At 63.2% G+C, this 14,872-nt stretch carries 13 protein-coding genes; 2 read left to right on the top strand and 11 right to left on the bottom strand.

Annotated features, from left to right (window positions below):
* From M653_RS0111015 to M653_RS0111000, 4 genes are all read right to left on the bottom strand, one after another.
* A partial coding sequence (locus tag M653_RS0111015) for an MFS transporter (RefSeq protein ID WP_027143414.1) occupies positions 1-814 on the bottom strand: 814 nt, incomplete at its 3' end.
* 172 nt (positions 815-986) lie between these two features.
* Positions 987-2,363 carry an FAD-containing oxidoreductase gene (locus tag M653_RS0111010; RefSeq protein WP_027143413.1) on the bottom strand — a complete coding sequence of 459 codons (1,377 nt, stop codon included), beginning with the start codon at positions 2,361-2,363 and terminating at the stop codon, positions 987-989.
* Complete coding sequence (locus M653_RS0111005) at positions 2,360-2,821, bottom strand: membrane protein (protein ID WP_027143412.1); 462 nt, start codon at positions 2,819-2,821, stop codon at positions 2,360-2,362. The genes M653_RS0111010 and M653_RS0111005 overlap by 4 nt, the downstream gene beginning before the upstream one ends.
* A gap of 113 nt (positions 2,822-2,934) precedes the next feature.
* Positions 2,935-3,582, bottom strand: coding sequence for a glutathione S-transferase family protein (locus M653_RS0111000; protein WP_027143411.1), 648 nt, complete (start codon positions 3,580-3,582; stop codon positions 2,935-2,937).
* 244 nt (positions 3,583-3,826) lie between these two features.
* On the opposite strand from M653_RS0111000, the gene M653_RS0110995 reads away from it, so the two are divergent.
* The gene (locus M653_RS0110995; RefSeq protein WP_027143410.1) at positions 3,827-4,381 is read left to right on the top strand and encodes a sugar O-acetyltransferase; all 555 of its coding nucleotides are present in this window, start codon (positions 3,827-3,829) and stop codon (positions 4,379-4,381) included.
* Here M653_RS0110995 and M653_RS01000000132350 read toward each other — a convergent pair.
* Positions 4,368-5,396 (bottom strand): helix-turn-helix domain-containing protein, encoded by a 1,029-nt coding sequence (locus M653_RS01000000132350; RefSeq protein ID WP_051442645.1) that lies wholly within the window; start codon positions 5,394-5,396, stop codon positions 4,368-4,370. The genes M653_RS0110995 and M653_RS01000000132350 overlap by 14 nt on opposite strands.
* Positions 5,397-5,520: 124 nt before the next feature.
* Here M653_RS01000000132350 and M653_RS0110985 point away from each other — a divergent pair, with 124 nt between their 5' ends.
* Complete coding sequence (locus M653_RS0110985; RefSeq protein WP_027143409.1) at positions 5,521-6,165, top strand: cysteine hydrolase family protein; 645 nt, start codon at positions 5,521-5,523, stop codon at positions 6,163-6,165.
* Positions 6,166-6,230: 65 nt separating this feature from the next.
* On the opposite strand, the gene M653_RS0110980 is transcribed toward M653_RS0110985, so the two are convergent.
* From M653_RS0110980 to M653_RS0110950, 6 genes are all read right to left on the bottom strand, one after another.
* Positions 6,231-7,910: a formate--tetrahydrofolate ligase gene (locus tag M653_RS0110980; RefSeq protein ID WP_027143408.1), complete on the bottom strand. Its 1,680-nt coding sequence runs from the start codon at positions 7,908-7,910 to the stop codon at positions 6,231-6,233.
* Between the two features lie 309 nt (positions 7,911-8,219).
* A complete protein-coding gene (locus M653_RS0110975; RefSeq protein ID WP_027143407.1) occupies positions 8,220-9,344 on the bottom strand; it encodes a DUF2333 family protein in 1,125 nt (374 codons plus the stop codon).
* 102 nt (positions 9,345-9,446) lie between these two features.
* Entirely contained in the window at positions 9,447-10,751 is a 1,305-nt protein-coding gene (locus M653_RS0110970) for a DUF6638 family protein (RefSeq protein WP_027143406.1), read from the bottom strand.
* A 219-nt stretch (positions 10,752-10,970) separates the two neighbouring features.
* Positions 10,971-12,881 (bottom strand): ATP-binding protein, encoded by a 1,911-nt coding sequence (locus M653_RS0110960; protein ID WP_032935195.1) that lies wholly within the window; start codon positions 12,879-12,881, stop codon positions 10,971-10,973.
* 2 nt (positions 12,882-12,883) lie between these two features.
* Positions 12,884-13,675: a Fic family protein gene (locus M653_RS0110955; RefSeq protein WP_027143403.1), complete on the bottom strand. Its 792-nt coding sequence runs from the start codon at positions 13,673-13,675 to the stop codon at positions 12,884-12,886.
* Between the two features lie 48 nt (positions 13,676-13,723).
* Positions 13,724-14,869 carry a hypothetical protein gene (locus tag M653_RS0110950; protein WP_027143402.1) on the bottom strand — a complete coding sequence of 382 codons (1,146 nt, stop codon included), beginning with the start codon at positions 14,867-14,869 and terminating at the stop codon, positions 13,724-13,726.
* Positions 14,870-14,872: the final 3 nt, after the last annotated feature.

The following is a 14,872-nucleotide window of genomic DNA, read 5'->3' as shown; positions in this document are numbered from 1 at the left end:
AGGTGGCGATCACCGTCGGCATCAGTTTCCAGTCGGCCAGCCTGCCGCCTATGATGTTGCCGATGGTCATGCCGGCGCCGAACAGCAGAAGCACCCAGGTGACCGCCGCGGTCGATAGGCCCGACACGTCGGTGAGGTAGGGTTTGATGTAGGTGAAGACGGCGAACAGGCTGGCAGAGGTCAGCGCCGCGATCAGCATCGCCAGCCAGACCTGCAGCTTGCCGAGCACGCGGACTTCGGCGCGTAGGCCGCCGCCGCTCGGTTCCGTGACGTCGGACGGCACCAGCCAGGCGATGGCCGCGACCGAGATCAGGCCGATGCCGACCACGGCCAGGAAGGTGGCCCGCCAGCCAAAGGCTTCGCCAAGCGCCGTTCCAGCGGGAACGCCGAGGATATTGGCCAGCGTCAGCCCGGCGAACATCAGCGCGATGGCGCTGGCGCGCTTGTTGCGCGGCACCAGGCTGGCGGCGACGACCGAGCCGATGCCGAAGAAGGCGCCATGGCCGAAAGCGGTGAAGACGCGCGCGGCCATCAGCAGCCAGTAATTGGGCGCGATGGCGCAGAAGAGATTGCCGACGACGAACAGGGCCGCAAGCCNGACCAGCACGGGTTTGCGCGGCAAATGCGCGGTGGCCATGGCCACGACAGGCGCGCCGAAGACGACGCCCAGCGCATAGCCGGTGACCAGCAGGCCGGCGGCGGGAATCGTCACGCCGAGATCGGCGGCGACCTCCGGCAGCAGGCCCATGATGACGAATTCGGTGGTGCCGATGCAGAAGGACGCAATGGCAAGCGCAAGGATTGGCAAAGGCATGGGAGGTCCAGACTGAATCGGTTCAATTTGGAGACTGCGCGACGATCCCGACTGGGCGCAACAGACATTGCCGCAATGCAGCAATGCAGAAAGCGTGGAGCAGATTGAAAAACGGGCGCCGAGGCGCCCGTAGAGCGGCTCGGCGGTTTGCCAACGCTGAACAACTCCAGTCTCAGGCCAGCGGCTTGAGTTCCTGGGCTATCGTCGGCAGCAGCTCCGAAACCGTCGGGTGGATGTGCATCGCGCGCGCCAGCGTATCGACCGGCGCCTTGGCGTACATCAGGTCGAGCACGCAATGCACCGCCTCGTCGCCGCCGGGGCCAAGCACCGAGCAGCCGAGGATCTCCCTGGTGTCGGCATCGACGAGGATCTTCATGAAACCTTGCGTCTCGCCCTTTTCGACGGCGCGGCCGACGCGGGTCATCGGCCGCTGGCCGACCAGCGCGCGGCGTCCCGATTTCCTCACCGCGGCCTCGGTCATGCCGCAGCGGCCGAGCGCCGGGTCGATGTAGAGTGCGTAGGCCTCAATGCGATCACTGACCTTGCGCGGATCATTGTCGAGCAGATTGGCGGCGACGATCTCATAATCGTTGTAGGAGGTGTGGGTGAAGGCGCCCTTGCCGTTGCAGTCGCCCATCGCCCAGATGCCTGGCACGCTGGTGCGCAGCTGGTCGTCGACGACAACCGCGCCGCGTCTGTCGACCTCGACGCCCGCCTTGTCGAGGCCGAGATCGTCGGTATTGAGCGTTCGGCCCAGCGCCAGCAGCACATGCGATCCGATCGCGGGCGGCTTGCCGGCGGAGAAGGTCACGGCAATATCCCCACCATGTTTGACGAAGCCGATGTTGTCGGCGCCGACATGGACCGCGATGCCTTCGTTTTCGAAGATCGACAGGATGGCGGCCGAGACGTCCTCGTCCTCGCGGCCGGTCAGGCGCGGGCTCTTTTCGATGACGGTGACTTCCGAGCCGAAACGGCGGAACATCTGCGCGAATTCGAGCGAGATGTAGCTGCCGCCGACGACGATAAGGTGGCGCGGCAAAACGTCGAGATCCATCATCGACGAGTTGGTCAGATAGTCGATGTCGTGGATGCCAGGCAGGTCCGGCACCGAGGCGCGGCCGCCCGTGTTGAGGAAGATCTTTTCGGCGGTCAAAAGGTCGTCGCCGACACGCACCGTGTTGGCGGATTCGAAGCGTGCGTGGCCGCGATAGAGCGTGCAGCGCTCCATTCCGGCGATCCAGGTCTCCAGATTGCCACGGGCGTCGTTGGTGACCTTGTCCTTGCGCGCCTTGATCCTGTGATAATCGACCCCGACCGGGCCCGAAAGCGTCACGCCATAGTCGGCGGCGCGCCGAGCCAGATGCGCGGCATAGGCGCTGGCGACCATGGTCTTGGTTGGCATGCAGCCGGTGTTGACGCAGGTGCCGCCGACCAGCTTGCGCTCGATCAGCGCCACGCTCATGCCCGCGGCCGTCAGGCGACCGGCCAAGGGCGGCCCCGCCTGGCCAGCGCCGATGATGATGGCATCGAAGGTTTTCGCCGTCATGCCACCGCCGCCACGATCAGCAGGCCGCCGACGATCGCCACCGCGTCCTCGATGAAAGCCGCGGGCTGGTCCTTGCCGAAAGCGGCCGCCAGCCGGCCTCTCGCTTCGGCACCGCCCAGCGTGCCTATGACCGCGCCGATGGCGCCGGCGATCAGGCAGACGATAGTGGCGCCGCCGGCCGCGCCGAGCACCGCGCCGGAAAAGGCGCCGAGCAGGATGCGGGCGCCGAACTGCTGCGGCACTTTGCGGCTTGGCGTCGACGGCAGCTGGTCGGTGACCAGTTCGACGATGGCCAGGACGGTGAAGATGCCCACAGCCGCCCAATGGCTCATGAAGCTCGCCCAGCTGCCGGCAACCGGGAGCCAGCCGAGATAGGCGCCCCAGGCGATGGCGGCAGGTGCCGTCATGGCGCGCAGGCCTGCAATGACGCCGATCAGAAGTGCAAGGATGTAGAGCAAGCCGATCCCTCTCGATGCCGGGCCGGAACAGCCCTGAAACGGCAAGCTACCATAGGTCGGATATTTGGCTAGGCCGCAGACTCATGAGGGCAGCCACAGCGGATCGAGGCGAGTCAGTTGCCTGATGGAGCGTTGATCGCAAATTGCGCGGCGAAGGCCCTGATATAAGCGGGCCGAGCTTCCCCGCGCGCCACATAGGCGGCCAGGTTTTGGTATTCGTCCAGAATGCCTGACATTCTCAGTCGCAGCAGCACGGACACCATCAACAAATCGCCGGCGCTGAACGCATCATCGAGCCAGTCGGCGACGCCCAGGTGAGCCGAGAGACTGTCCAGCCGGGACCGAACACGGTTCTTAACCAGCGGCAAGCGCGCCTCGCTCCAGGGCTTGTCAGCTTCGAATATCCTTGCCGTGGTCAATTCGAGGATCGGCGGCTCGACGGTGTTCAGTGCGGCAAACATCCACGTTATCGCGCGGGCGCGGGCATTGCGATCCTTCGGCAGCAGGCCGGCATGCTGCTCGGCAAGATGAAACACGATCGAGCCGGTCTCGAACAGCGAGAGAGAACCCTCCTCATAGGTGGGGATCTGCCCGAAGGGATGGATAGCCAGATGGTCGGGCGCCTTCATCCTTGCAAAGGAAACAAAACGAACCTCGTAAGGCTGCCTCACCTCTTCCAGCGCCCAGCGAACACGGGTATCGCGCGCCAGTCCCTTGCCGCCATCGGGCGATCGTTCAAATGCCGTGATGGTGATTGTCATCGCAGTCGTTTCCTTGCTTTGGCGAATTTCTCCGGCTGCCTATCGAGGACGAACGAGTTACCCGGAAATCGACAGTGGTCTTGAACTATTTCATCGCCGGGCGCGGATCGCGAATGTCCGCTTGCGATCGAAGGTCGTGACGGCACGGTGACCAGTTCCGTCAAGCCGCCATCCCGGTTTATAAGTTCACGTCCTGGTCCTTGCCTCGGCGCTGTTCGCAATGATGTCAAACGGAGGCACTGCCATGGTTCAGAGCGAACGGGCGAAAATGGCGGCCGGCGAATGGTATACGTGCTTGGATGACGATCTTGGCGCGTTGCGCGGCTTGGCCGCGGATGCCGTGTTCGAGCATAATACACTTCCGCCCCGTCAACGCGGGAACGGGCCAGCCCTGCGGACACTGCTGGGCGGCGTGGGCGAGGGTGCCCGCATCGAGGCGCCGTTTCACTGTGCCTACGGATTCAACATTTTCCTCGGCGACCGCGCTTTCCTCAATGCCGGCTGCACCATCCTCGACACCGCTTTGGTGCGCATCGGCAAGGGAACGCTGCTTGGCCCCAATGTGCAGATTTATTGTGCCGAGCACCACAAGGAGCCGGCAGGGCGGCAGGCGGGACTGGAGATCGCCAGGCCGGTCACGATCGGCGACAATGCCTGGATCGGCGGCAGCGCGGTCATCCTTGGCGGCGTCAGCATCGGCGAAGGCGCCATTGTCGGCGCCGGGGCGGTGGTGACGCGCGACGTGGCGGCGAACACGACGGTGGTCGGCAATCCGGCGCGGGTGGTCAGTCGGGGCTGAGTTCGCTTACGTGCCCAATCAATGCAGCCGGGAGATGCGCCATGCGCTCGCCGACATCGGCCCGCCTGGAAAATTCACGCCGGTATTGCGCGGGCGAGGTCCGGAGCCGCGCGGAAAAGTGCTGGCGCAGCGATGTGGCGCTGCCGAAGCCGGCCTCGAAGGCCACGACGTCGATCGATTTGTCCGTGGCTTCCAGCAGCTGTTGCGCCAGTTCGATCCGCTGGCCGGTCAGCCAATCGCCAAAACTGGTGCCGATCGATTTCTGAAAACGGCGGGTGAAAGTGCGCCGTGTCAGGCCTGCGGCGTCGGCGACGCTGTCGAGGCTGTGCGTTTCGCCCGATGTCGCGCGAACCGCGTCGAGCGCCTCGGTGAAACGGTCAGCATTGGCGCTTTTTGCCACGGGACGCTCGATGAACTGCGCCTGTCCGCCCTGCCGGTGCGGTGAAAGCACGACGTGCCGGGCAAGCCGCAGTGCCGCCTCGGCGCCATAGCGGGCACGCACGATGTGCAGGCAGCAGTCGAGCCCGGCCGCGACGCCGGCGGAGGTGACGATGTCGCCGTCGTCGACGTAGAGCACGTCGGCATCGACTGAAATGTCGGGATGAAGGGCCTGCAACTGGTCAGAATAGGCCCAATGCGTGGTCGCCTTCCGTCCCGAGAGCAGGCCGGCTGCGGCGAGGGCAAAGGTGCCGAGACACAGGCCGACGATCAGCGCGCCGCGCCGGTGGGCGCGGCGAAGCGCTTCCTCGAGCGGTTTGGCCAGAGGCGCTTCGAGATCCTTCCAGCTCGGGATGATGACGATATCCGCGTCTTCGAGCGCGGCAAGCCCGTGCGGGACCAGGATGCTCAGCCCGGCATCGGTCCGGATCAGCCCTTCCTCGACCCCGCAGACACGGAAGTCGAAGCGTGGCAGGCCGAGGTTGGTGCGATCCGCGCCGAACACCAGGCAAGGCACGGAGAGATGGAACGGGCTGATGCCGTCGAAGGCGAGGACGGCGATGATGGGAGCGGTCATGGGGCGTTCCAGTGTGAGGGTGGATTGTCCCAATTCTTTCGAATGGTGTCAATCGGGCCACTGTTGATGCGCAACCCAGCAGGTTATTTTCGGCCCATCGCATTCAAGCCCGAAAGGAAACATCATGTCTGACCCAGCCAACACCGCGCCGCGCCGCGCGCTCGTCGTCATCGACGTCCAGAACGACTATGACGGCGGCAATCTGGCCATCCAGCATCCGCCGTTCCGCGACAGCGTCATCAACGTGGCGCGCGCGATGGATGCCGCAGCCGCTGCCGGCATCAAGGTGGTGGTCGTCAAGCAGATGGCGCCCGAGACGTCGCCGATCTTCGCCAAGGGCAGCCATGGCGGCGAACTGCATCCGGAGATCGCCAAGCGTGGCCGCGACCATTATGTCGAGAAGAATTTGCCGAGCGCCTTCACCGGCACCGACCTCGAGGATTGGCTGCGCGCCAATGCCGTCGATACGATCGCGGTCATCGGTTACATGACGCATAATTGCGATCTGTCGACCATCATCCACGCCGTGCATATGGGCTTCGCGGTCGAGTTCCTGTCCGACGCGACCGGCTCGGTGCCCTACGCCAACAGAGCCGGCTATGCCTCTGCCGAGGAGATCCATCGCGTGGTGAGCATCATCCTGCAGTCGCGCTTCGCCGCCGTGCTCAAGACCGCCGAATGGATCGACTGCCTCAAGACCGGCGCGCTGCCGGAACGCGACACGATCCATGCGTCCAACCAGCGGGCGCTGGCGCGCAGCGCCGCGTAGGACGATCGGCAAACAAAAGGGCGCCGCAGCGATGCGGCGCCCTTCTTCGTTGTCGGGACAAAAGATCAGAACAGGCCTTCGATCTGACCGGCCTCGTTGAGGAAGATCTTTTCCGAGGATGGCGCCTTGGGCAGGCCGGGCATGGTCATGACCTCGCCGCAGATAATGACGACGAAGCCCGCGCCCGCCGAAAGCCTGACCTCACGCACCGGCACGGTGTGGCCGGTCGGCGCGCCGCGCAGGTTCGGGTCGGTCGAGAAGGAATACTGGGTCTTGGCCATGCAGACCGGCAGGTTGCCGTAGCCGGCCTGCTCCCAGGCGTGCAACTGGTCGCGCACCGACTTGTCGGCAATCGCTTCCGTGCCGCGATAGATGCGCTGGACGATTGTGTTGATCTTCTCGAACAGCGGCATGGCGTCGGGATAGAGCGGCGCGAACTGCGAGGCGCCGGATTCGGCCAGCGCCACCACCTTGTTGGCGAGGTCCTCGATGCCCGCCGAGCCCCTGGCCCAGTGCTTGCACAGGATCGCCTCTTCTCCCATCGAGGCGACATAGTCCTTCATCGCCTGGATCTCGGCATCGGTGTCGGAATAGAAGTGATTGATGGCAACCACCGCCGGCACGCCGAACTGCCTGATGTTCTCGATGTGGCGGCCAAGATTGGCGCAGCCCTTTTTCACCGCCTCGACGTTTTCCTTGCCAAGGTCTTCCTTCTTGACGCCGCCATTCATCTTCATGGCGCGCACGGTGGCGACGATGACGGCGGCCGCCGGCTTCAGGCCCGCCTTGCGGCACTTGATGTCGAAGAACTTTTCCGCGCCCAGGTCAGCGCCGAAGCCGGCTTCGGTGACGACATAGTCCGCCAATTTCAGTGCCGTCGTTGTGGCGACGACCGAGTTGCAGCCATGCGCGATGTTGGCGAACGGGCCGCCATGCACGAAGGCCGGGTTGTTCTCCAGCGTCTGCACGAGGTTGGGCTGCATGGCGTCCTTGAGCAGGACGGCCATGGCGCCGTCGGCCTTGAGGTCGCGGGCATAGACCGGCGACTTGTCGCGGCGGTAGGCGACGATGATGTCGCCGAGGCGTTTTTCCAGGTCCTTCAGGTCGGTGGCAAGGCACAAAATGGCCATCACTTCCGAGGCGACGGTGATGTCGAAGCCGGCCTCGCGCGGAAAACCGTTGGCGACGCCGCCGAGCGAGCAGATGATCTCGCGCAGTGCCCGGTCGTTCATGTCCATGACGCGGCGCCACACGACGCGGCGGGTGTCGATGCCGAGCTCATTGCCCCAGTAGATGTGGTTGTCGATCAGCGCCGAGAGCAGGTTGTGCGCCGTGGTGATGGCGTGGAAGTCGCCGGTGAAATGGAGGTTCATGTCCTCCATCGGCACCACCTGCGCGTAACCACCGCCGGCGGCACCGCCCTTGACGCCGAAATTCGGGCCGAGCGAAGCTTCGCGGATGCAGACGATCGCCTTCTTGCCGATGCGGTTCAGGCCGTCGCCGAGGCCGACGGTGGTGGTGGTCTTGCCTTCGCCGGCCGGCGTCGGGTTGATGGCGGTGACGAGGATCAGCTTGCCGTCCTTGTTGCCCTTCACCGACTTGATGAATTCGGCGGAGATCTTGGCCTTGTCGTGGCCGTAGGGCAGCAGATGTTCGGTCGGGATGCCGATCTTCTTCCCGATCTCCTGGATCTGCTTTTTCCTGGCGCCACGCGCGATCTCGATGTCGGACTTCACTTCGGCCATGACGGCGTTCCTCTGGATTGGACGGTGGAGGGGGGGTGATCTCACTCGCAAGAAGGCTGGAGCCGGACGCGCGGGGCATCTAACCCTGTCGCTGCGGCGGAGTCAACTTTCATGCAACTATGTTTCCTATAGAGAAAATTCCTCTGCGGCGGGCCAACCTATTCCCGGTTCTTTATGGCTCCGCTTGCCGCGCCGTATAGAAGCCAGAGCAGGGGCGCTTCCGCCGTCTCAAAACAGCCGCACAATGCACGGAATGCGACAGACGCGACGGCGCAAATTCGCCATCGCTGGTGTTGCGGTGGGACAGCGCTACTGCGTCAGCACGTTGCTGATTTCGACCATGTTGGAGCGCACCCGAAGCACGTAGAAGCCCATCGTCGTCAGATGGGTCGGCAGCAGCCAGCCGTCCTCGCGGCCGTTGGCGATGATGAAGGGCTGGATACGCAGGGCCGACACGAACTGCGCGTCCATCGTATCCCAAAGGCTCTGCAGGTGCTTTTCCTTGATGACGTTCTCGAAGTCGGCCTGGGCGCCTTTCATCAGGCCGTAATAGGCATAGAGCTGGCCATAGGCGAACCAGTAGCGGTCGTCGGCGCGGGTGTCGAACCAGCCATTGTTGTGGTTCTCGGCGCGCTCCTTGAGGATTGCGGACGTCGAGCCGATGTCACTGGCGATGCGGTCGATATACTGCTTCAAATTGTCGGCGCGGGCATCGAAAGTGGCCTGGCAGGTGGCAAGCCGGGCATTGAACGAACGCAGCTTGCGCACCGCGTCGCGATAGTAGCTCGGCGTCGGCGTCTTCGGTCCAAACGGGCTCACGCCGAAGTACCAGGTATACTCGTCGAACTGCAGGTTGCCGCGCGCGTCCTGCAGGTCGGCATCGATCTGCGAAGTCGTGCGCACGCGGCCGAGATTGTCGGCAAGCTCGGTCGCCGTACGTCGCACCGCCTGATTGATGCCGCGCTGGAAAGAGGCCTTGTTGTCCATCCACGGGGTGTTGTCCCAGTCTATGCCGAACAGGCCGAGCTTGTAGAGGATCATCGACGAGATCCAGGCGTTCTGGTTGACGTTGAAGTCGGTCAGGTCGGCCGCCACCTGGGCGATGCCGGAGTTGCCGCAGGTCTTGGCCGTGTCGGTGCCGGCCCCGGCGGCTACCTGCTCACCGGCGGAAACGTTGCGCTTCTCGAAAGTATAGGTGTCCGGGTAGTTCGGGTTGAAGTTGTTCCACCACTGGGTGGCGTAGAAGAAGTTGGCGTAGAGGCCGATCAGCACCAGCACGGCGAGGCCGACTATCGCCTTGAGGATCCAGCCGCGCTGCGTGTACCAGCGGCCGGCCCACATGAAGGGCCACAGGATCACGCCGATCAACAGGCCGATGCCGCGACCGATCCACTGGAAAATCCGGGTGAAGAAATTCACGATCGGATCGAGCATGGCTGTATCACCCCCTCAACATGATGCCAAAAAGTTGCAGACTTTTTGGATAGCGTCATGCACCAAAACAACAAGTTAGAACGGAATGACGGTGCATTCGTTCTAGTCGGTCAGGCCGTAGAGGCGTGTGCGAAACGCCACCTTGTCCTTCAAATATGTGGTTTTCAGAACGTCCACAACATGCGATCGCCAGGCGTCGCTGAAGCCGTCATAGTCGTTATAGAAGCCGTCCTTGTTGAAGATGTAGCGCGAGACGAAGTCCGACGGCACGAAATCCGAGATCAGCCGGTTGGTCAGCCAGGCGTCGGGATGGTCGGGCTTGGCGCGGACCACCAGGAAACGCTGCTGCGGGAAGGCATCCTCGACCTTGAGATGGCCGAGCTGGGCGATCTCGCGTTTGGCGGCGTTGAGGAAAGGAAAATTCCCGTCCGAGGTGATCAGGTCGGCATGGCTCTGGATCCATGTCTGCAGCCAGACCTTGTCGACATCGGTTAAATTGCGGTCCGGCTCGGCGTCGCGGATCAGCGCGCGCACCACCATTTCGGCGCGATGCTCGAGATAGCCCGAGGCCTCGATCCAGGAAGCGCGCGGCAGTTCGATGCGGCCGGTGGCAGCCAGGAATTTGAACACCTTGTCTGCGTCCTTGATCGAGAGATAGCTCACCTGCCAGGGCCGCGAGCGGCGAAAACCGGGGGCGGCCGGATCGCTGATCACCGTCGTCATGTCGGGATCGACAAAGACATAGAGCCCGCCGAAATGGCTGGTCCAGTAGGCATTGTGGCGGAAGATCACCTGGTCCGGCACCAGCGCGTTCTCGCGGATGTCGCCGCAGACCTTGGCGAGTTCCACCATGCGGGTCAGCATGGCATCGTCGCGCCAGGCGTCGGGCTCCTGCTTCAGCCGGTCGACGAGCTTGCCGAGTTCGGCGGCCTTGCCCAGCACGTCTTCCGCCGACAGCACTTTGAATTCGACCTGGCTGATCGACAGCAGGTCCTCGATGTCGTTGACCTTGGGAACGGAATCCTCGATCTCGCCGTAGATGACGTCCTTGATGGTCAGCGCGTCGATGGCGCGCTGGTTCCTGGACATGAACTCGAACATCAGCTGCGAGGTGTTGGAGAAGGCGGTGTGCACCACCGGCAGGTCGATCTGCGACGGCGTCAGGATGATGAAGCGGCGGTTGACCTCGTTGGGATCGAGATAGTCGTAGTCGCCACACTCCTCGGCCACTTCGGGCGAAAAGCCGGTGCGGTCGATCTGGAAGCTCTTTAGCCTGGTGGGCTTGAGGCCGAAAGCAGCCAGCGCCTTGTTGTAACGCTGGATGAGATGCGCCTCGTCGACGGTGAGCAAACGGCCGTAGATGAGCTCGTTGTCGCGAAGGAGGTCGGGTTTGCGGGCGTGGGTCAATCTTCCTTCTCCCCGTTTACGGGGAGAAGGTGCCCGAAGGGCGGATGAGGGGCGCGGCTCTTCCTTCTCCCCTTGTGGGAGAAGGTGGATCGGCGCGCAGCGCCGAGACGGATGAGGGGTGCGCGAAGGATCGCCCTCCTTGCCAAGCTGGAGCACCCCTCATCCGTCGCCTTCGGCGACACCTTCTCCCACAAGGGGAGAAGGGAAGGCTGGCGCGCCTCACGCATTCCACAGACCCTTCTTCTTCATCTCCTCCATTTCGCGCGCAGCGCGTTCGCGCAGCCTTGCGTCACGCAGCAGCTTCTCCACCGCGGCGTCGTCCGATTTGTCGGAATAGCGGAATTCGGAATCGGCGTAGCGGTTGATCTCCTGCATGACCATGTCCATCGAGAACGGGCCGCGCAGTTCCTCGATCATCGCTTTCTTGTCGTCGTAGCTCTTGTGCATGAAAGCTTCCGGCTTTTCGAACCAATCGTCTGGAAGCTCGATGTCCATGGCGCGCATCTTGATGGCGTCGGTGACGTTCTTGATGGCGCGGCCGGTGAAGCGCGGTTCGGCGTCCTTGATCAGGTGCAGGTAGCTGCCGATGTCGGCCATGGTCTTGGGCGCGCCGTTTTCCTTCATGTAGCGCTCATAGACCCGCATCAGCCCGTCCTCCTGCGGCTTTTCATGCTCCTCATAAGCTTCGGTCACGGCGCGCTGGATTTCCTGCGCGGCGTAGAGCTCGTGCTTGCCCAGGGGGATCTCGTGGTTCTTGCCGGCGAGCAGCACGAAAATGTCGATATAGTCGTCGCGGGTCTGAGGCCCGTCGACCAGCCAGCGGGCGCCGGCGCGCTGGCGCAGTGCGTCGTCGACATTCTCCGGATAGTTGGAAAACATGCCGAACGAGCAATTGCCGCGCACCACGGTGGCGGCGCCGGCGAAGGCATCCATCAGCACGCCGGTGATCTCCTGCTGGCCGGCCGAGGCGCGGTCGTCGGAGCGTCTAGCGGCCACTTGGTCGATGTCGTCGATGGTGCCGAAGCCGATGACGCGCGGGTTCAAGACATTGTTGATGAACTGGCGGCAGTTCTGGCCTGATTTGCCCTGGTAGGACGAGATCTGGTCGACGCCGAAGTTCTCGTAGGCGAAGGGATAGCCGGCGACCTGGCAATAGCCGTTGACGAGGCCGGCGATCATCTGGATCAGCGTCGTTTTGCCGGTGCCGGGCGCCCCGTCGCCGATGAAGGTGAACAGGAAGCCGCCAAGCTCGACGAACGGGTTCAGCTCGCGCTCGAAGTCGTAGGCCATCAGCATCTTGGCGAGTTTGACCGACTGGTATTTGGCGATGTGATTGCCGACGACCTCTTCCGGCGTCTTGAAGGTCATCACCAGCGGCTTGGAGCGCTTGCCCGGCGCGACGTCGAAGCCGTCGAGGGTGAAGTCGTCGGCGTCGATGCGGATATGGGCGTTCTCGAACGGGCCGATGCCGTCGAAGCGGCCTTTGCGCGCCAGAAGTCCGTCGATGGCGACGCGGGCGAAGGCGCGGGCGCGGGTCATCAGGTCGGTATCGTCTGTCGAGCCCGATATCGCCTTGTCGAGACCGGCCAGGATCGATTTCACCGCGTCCTGCGGCGTGTCGAACAGGAAGTCCGGTTCTGGTATGTCGTTCGGCGCCTCGCCGTCACTGTCGATGAGCTGGAACAGGTAGGAGGCAAGGCTGAAAGCTGAGATATAGGCCGAGGCCGACAGCAGTTTCTTGAAGGTGGACGCCTCGTCGCCTTCGAGCGGAGCGCGGGTGTTCCTGGCCTGCAGGCTTTCAAGATCGGAGCCTTCGGCGAACACGTCCGATACCGCCAGCGCGAGCGCCGTGCCGCGCCGGGCGCGAAAGAGCAGCGTGTGCTGCGCGATGGTCAGCAACTGGTCGTCGGGATGGACGGCGCCGACGGTCTTCGACAGCTCGACCTCGCGCGTGCGCCGCACCGAACCGACCGAGACGGTGGAAACGAAGCGCCGGTTGGTGCCGGCAAGCGCGGTGCCGGATTCGCGCGAGGGATCTTCCAGCACGACGATGCGGGTGATGAAGCTTTGCGCGGTGGCGCGGTGCTTTTCGATAGCCGCTTCCGGGATGGTGGTCAGGCCGGTGTCCATGATCAGCTCCTTATCGGGATTACTTTCCCGCCTTCCGCAGAACGATCCTGCGCCTGACGCGCTGCGTCCAGATAGATGTCCAAAGTCTGGTCCAGCCTTTCGAAAAGCAGCTTGTCGAAAGCGACGTGCCCTCCGCCGCCCTGGTCGATCTCGAGCGCGGCAATGTAATCGGGGCGATCTTCGGGACGGATCGCTACCGGCGGGTATCCACCTCGCGCCAGCACCAGATTCATCAAAAGGCGTGCTGTACGCCCGTTGCCGTCATTGAACGGGTGAATGGCGACGAAACGCCGATGAGCCTCGAACGCAGTTCGTGGCGTGCTTGGCGCCGCGCTCAACCACCGGCAAAAAACTTCCATCAGCGCTGGAATCTCCACAGGGGCGGGAAAATTGAATACGCCGACATTGGTATTCACGTAACGGGCGCTGTCGGCGTATTGGCCAGCTATCTCCGGCTTGGAGTTCGCCACGACCAGATGATGAAGATTGCGGATGTCCGCCTCCATGATCGGATGGTCGTCTTTAGATGCGATTTCGAGTACCCAACTCAATGCGCGTGCGTGGTCGATTGCCTCGAGATGATCCTTGAGCGGCTTGCCACTGATCGTGATGCCTTTTTCCAGAACCAGGGCCGTCTCGCCCGCCGTCAGTGTGTTTCCCTCGATCGCGTTCGACGTGTACGTTATGTCGATACGCTGGCTGTGTTCCAAGCCTTCCAGGGCGCCGGGCCGAACTCTCCTCTTCAGCGCATCGAGCTGCCGCTTCTTGCTGGAGATATTAGCTTCGCCGGTCATTGCTGGCGCCTCAGTGCTGCGTGGCTTTTAATGACGCAAAGCAGGTTCCTAGACATCCGATATCACCTGCCCATTCGACAGGATGTGAACCTTGTAGCCGGCAAATATCTTTTGTGCTTCGCCCGCGGCGTAAAGCGCCTGATAAGCCTCGTGCGGGATCAGCGCGTGGTTTTCGTAGCTCGACACGCCCTGGCGAGCGGCCTCGAGGTCATCGGTGTTGATGAAGAATTCCTGCGTCGTCTTCTCGCTTGAGAACAGGCCCTTGCGGCCCGGCTTCTCGCCCTTGGAATAGACTTCCTGGATGGTCCAGGTCAAAAGCCAGGCGTTTTCGGGCTTGCGCACCTTGGCCAGCACTTCCGTCACCGTCGAATTGTTGTCGGTGATGCCTGCCGAGTAGAAGGGACCGAGCACCACCCGCCTCAGCTGCTTGGGGTGCAGTGGCTCGAAGTCTTTGTCGAGGTTGACGGCGATGGTCGCCGGCGACAGCGTATAGGCCGAATTTTTCTCGGTGAAATCGTCGAAACGATGGGCAAGTTCGGGGTTGAGCAGGCCGTCGACCGGCAGCGGAATGTCGACCTTGTCGTTGAGCTTGCCGCTCCGGTCGACAAGCTGGCTGACCATGCTGTCCGATGAATCCTCCACCGTCACCATGTAGACCAAAGGCAGGTTGGCGCTGCCGTCGAAGGTCGCCCAGTGGACCAGATAATAGGGCCGCGCCGTCTTCGGATTGACGGAAACCTTCGCAGTCTGCGCCAGCGTGAACGGACCGAAGGTCTGCTCGCTCTTGACGTCCTCGAGATAGAGCCGCTCGGCCATCGATTTCTGCAGCGCGTCGGGGAACTGCTTGTGGCGCAGGATGAAGTCGGCCATCTCCTCGCGCAGCTCGCCGGCCTGGGGAATGTTGGCGAGCCGGCCGTCGGCCTGGCGGCGGTCGTTTTCCAGTTCGAGCAGGTTCTGGAACACCGGGTAGCCGCTTTCGGCGCGCGAAATGCGGAACGTGTCCATAAAGCCCAGCCGGTTGCGCCAGCACGAAAAGGACTTGTCGAGCCGGGCGATGTATTCGGCAACGATCTTGGCGACGATGCCATGCCGGTAAAGCGGCGAGCGGTCGTCGCGCATGAACACTTCAAGGCCGCCGAGCGCGGCCGTGATTGCCGAGAAATACCGCGCCGCCGCGTCGTTTTCGGGTGTCATGCT

The sequence above is a fragment of the Mesorhizobium sp. WSM3626 genome (genome assembly GCF_000513935.1).
Taxonomy (GTDB): Bacteria; Pseudomonadota; Alphaproteobacteria; order Rhizobiales; family Rhizobiaceae; genus Mesorhizobium; species Mesorhizobium salmacidum.
This window is presented reverse-complemented; position numbering and strand designations above follow the sequence as displayed.

Coding starts and splice junctions, on each gene's coding strand:
- M653_RS0111010 (WP_027143413.1), bottom strand. CDS start 2,363: ATGACGGCGAAAACCTTCGATGCCATCATCATCGGCGCTGGCCAGGCG.
- M653_RS0111000 (WP_027143411.1), bottom strand. CDS start 3,582: ATGACAATCACCATCACGGCATTTGAACGATCGCCCGATGGCGGCAAG.
- M653_RS0110995 (WP_027143410.1), top strand. CDS start 3,827: ATGGTTCAGAGCGAACGGGCGAAAATGGCGGCCGGCGAATGGTATACG.
- M653_RS01000000132350 (WP_051442645.1), bottom strand. CDS start 5,396: ATGACCGCTCCCATCATCGCCGTCCTCGCCTTCGACGGCATCAGCCCG.
- M653_RS0110985 (WP_027143409.1), top strand. CDS start 5,521: ATGTCTGACCCAGCCAACACCGCGCCGCGCCGCGCGCTCGTCGTCATC.
- M653_RS0110980 (WP_027143408.1), bottom strand. CDS start 7,910: ATGGCCGAAGTGAAGTCCGACATCGAGATCGCGCGTGGCGCCAGGAAA.
- M653_RS0110975 (WP_027143407.1), bottom strand. CDS start 9,344: ATGCTCGATCCGATCGTGAATTTCTTCACCCGGATTTTCCAGTGGATC.
- M653_RS0110960 (WP_032935195.1), bottom strand. CDS start 12,881: ATGGACACCGGCCTGACCACCATCCCGGAAGCGGCTATCGAAAAGCAC.
- M653_RS0110955 (WP_027143403.1), bottom strand. CDS start 13,675: ATGACCGGCGAAGCTAATATCTCCAGCAAGAAGCGGCAGCTCGATGCG.
- M653_RS0110950 (WP_027143402.1), bottom strand. CDS start 14,869: ATGACACCCGAAAACGACGCGGCGGCGCGGTATTTCTCGGCAATCACG.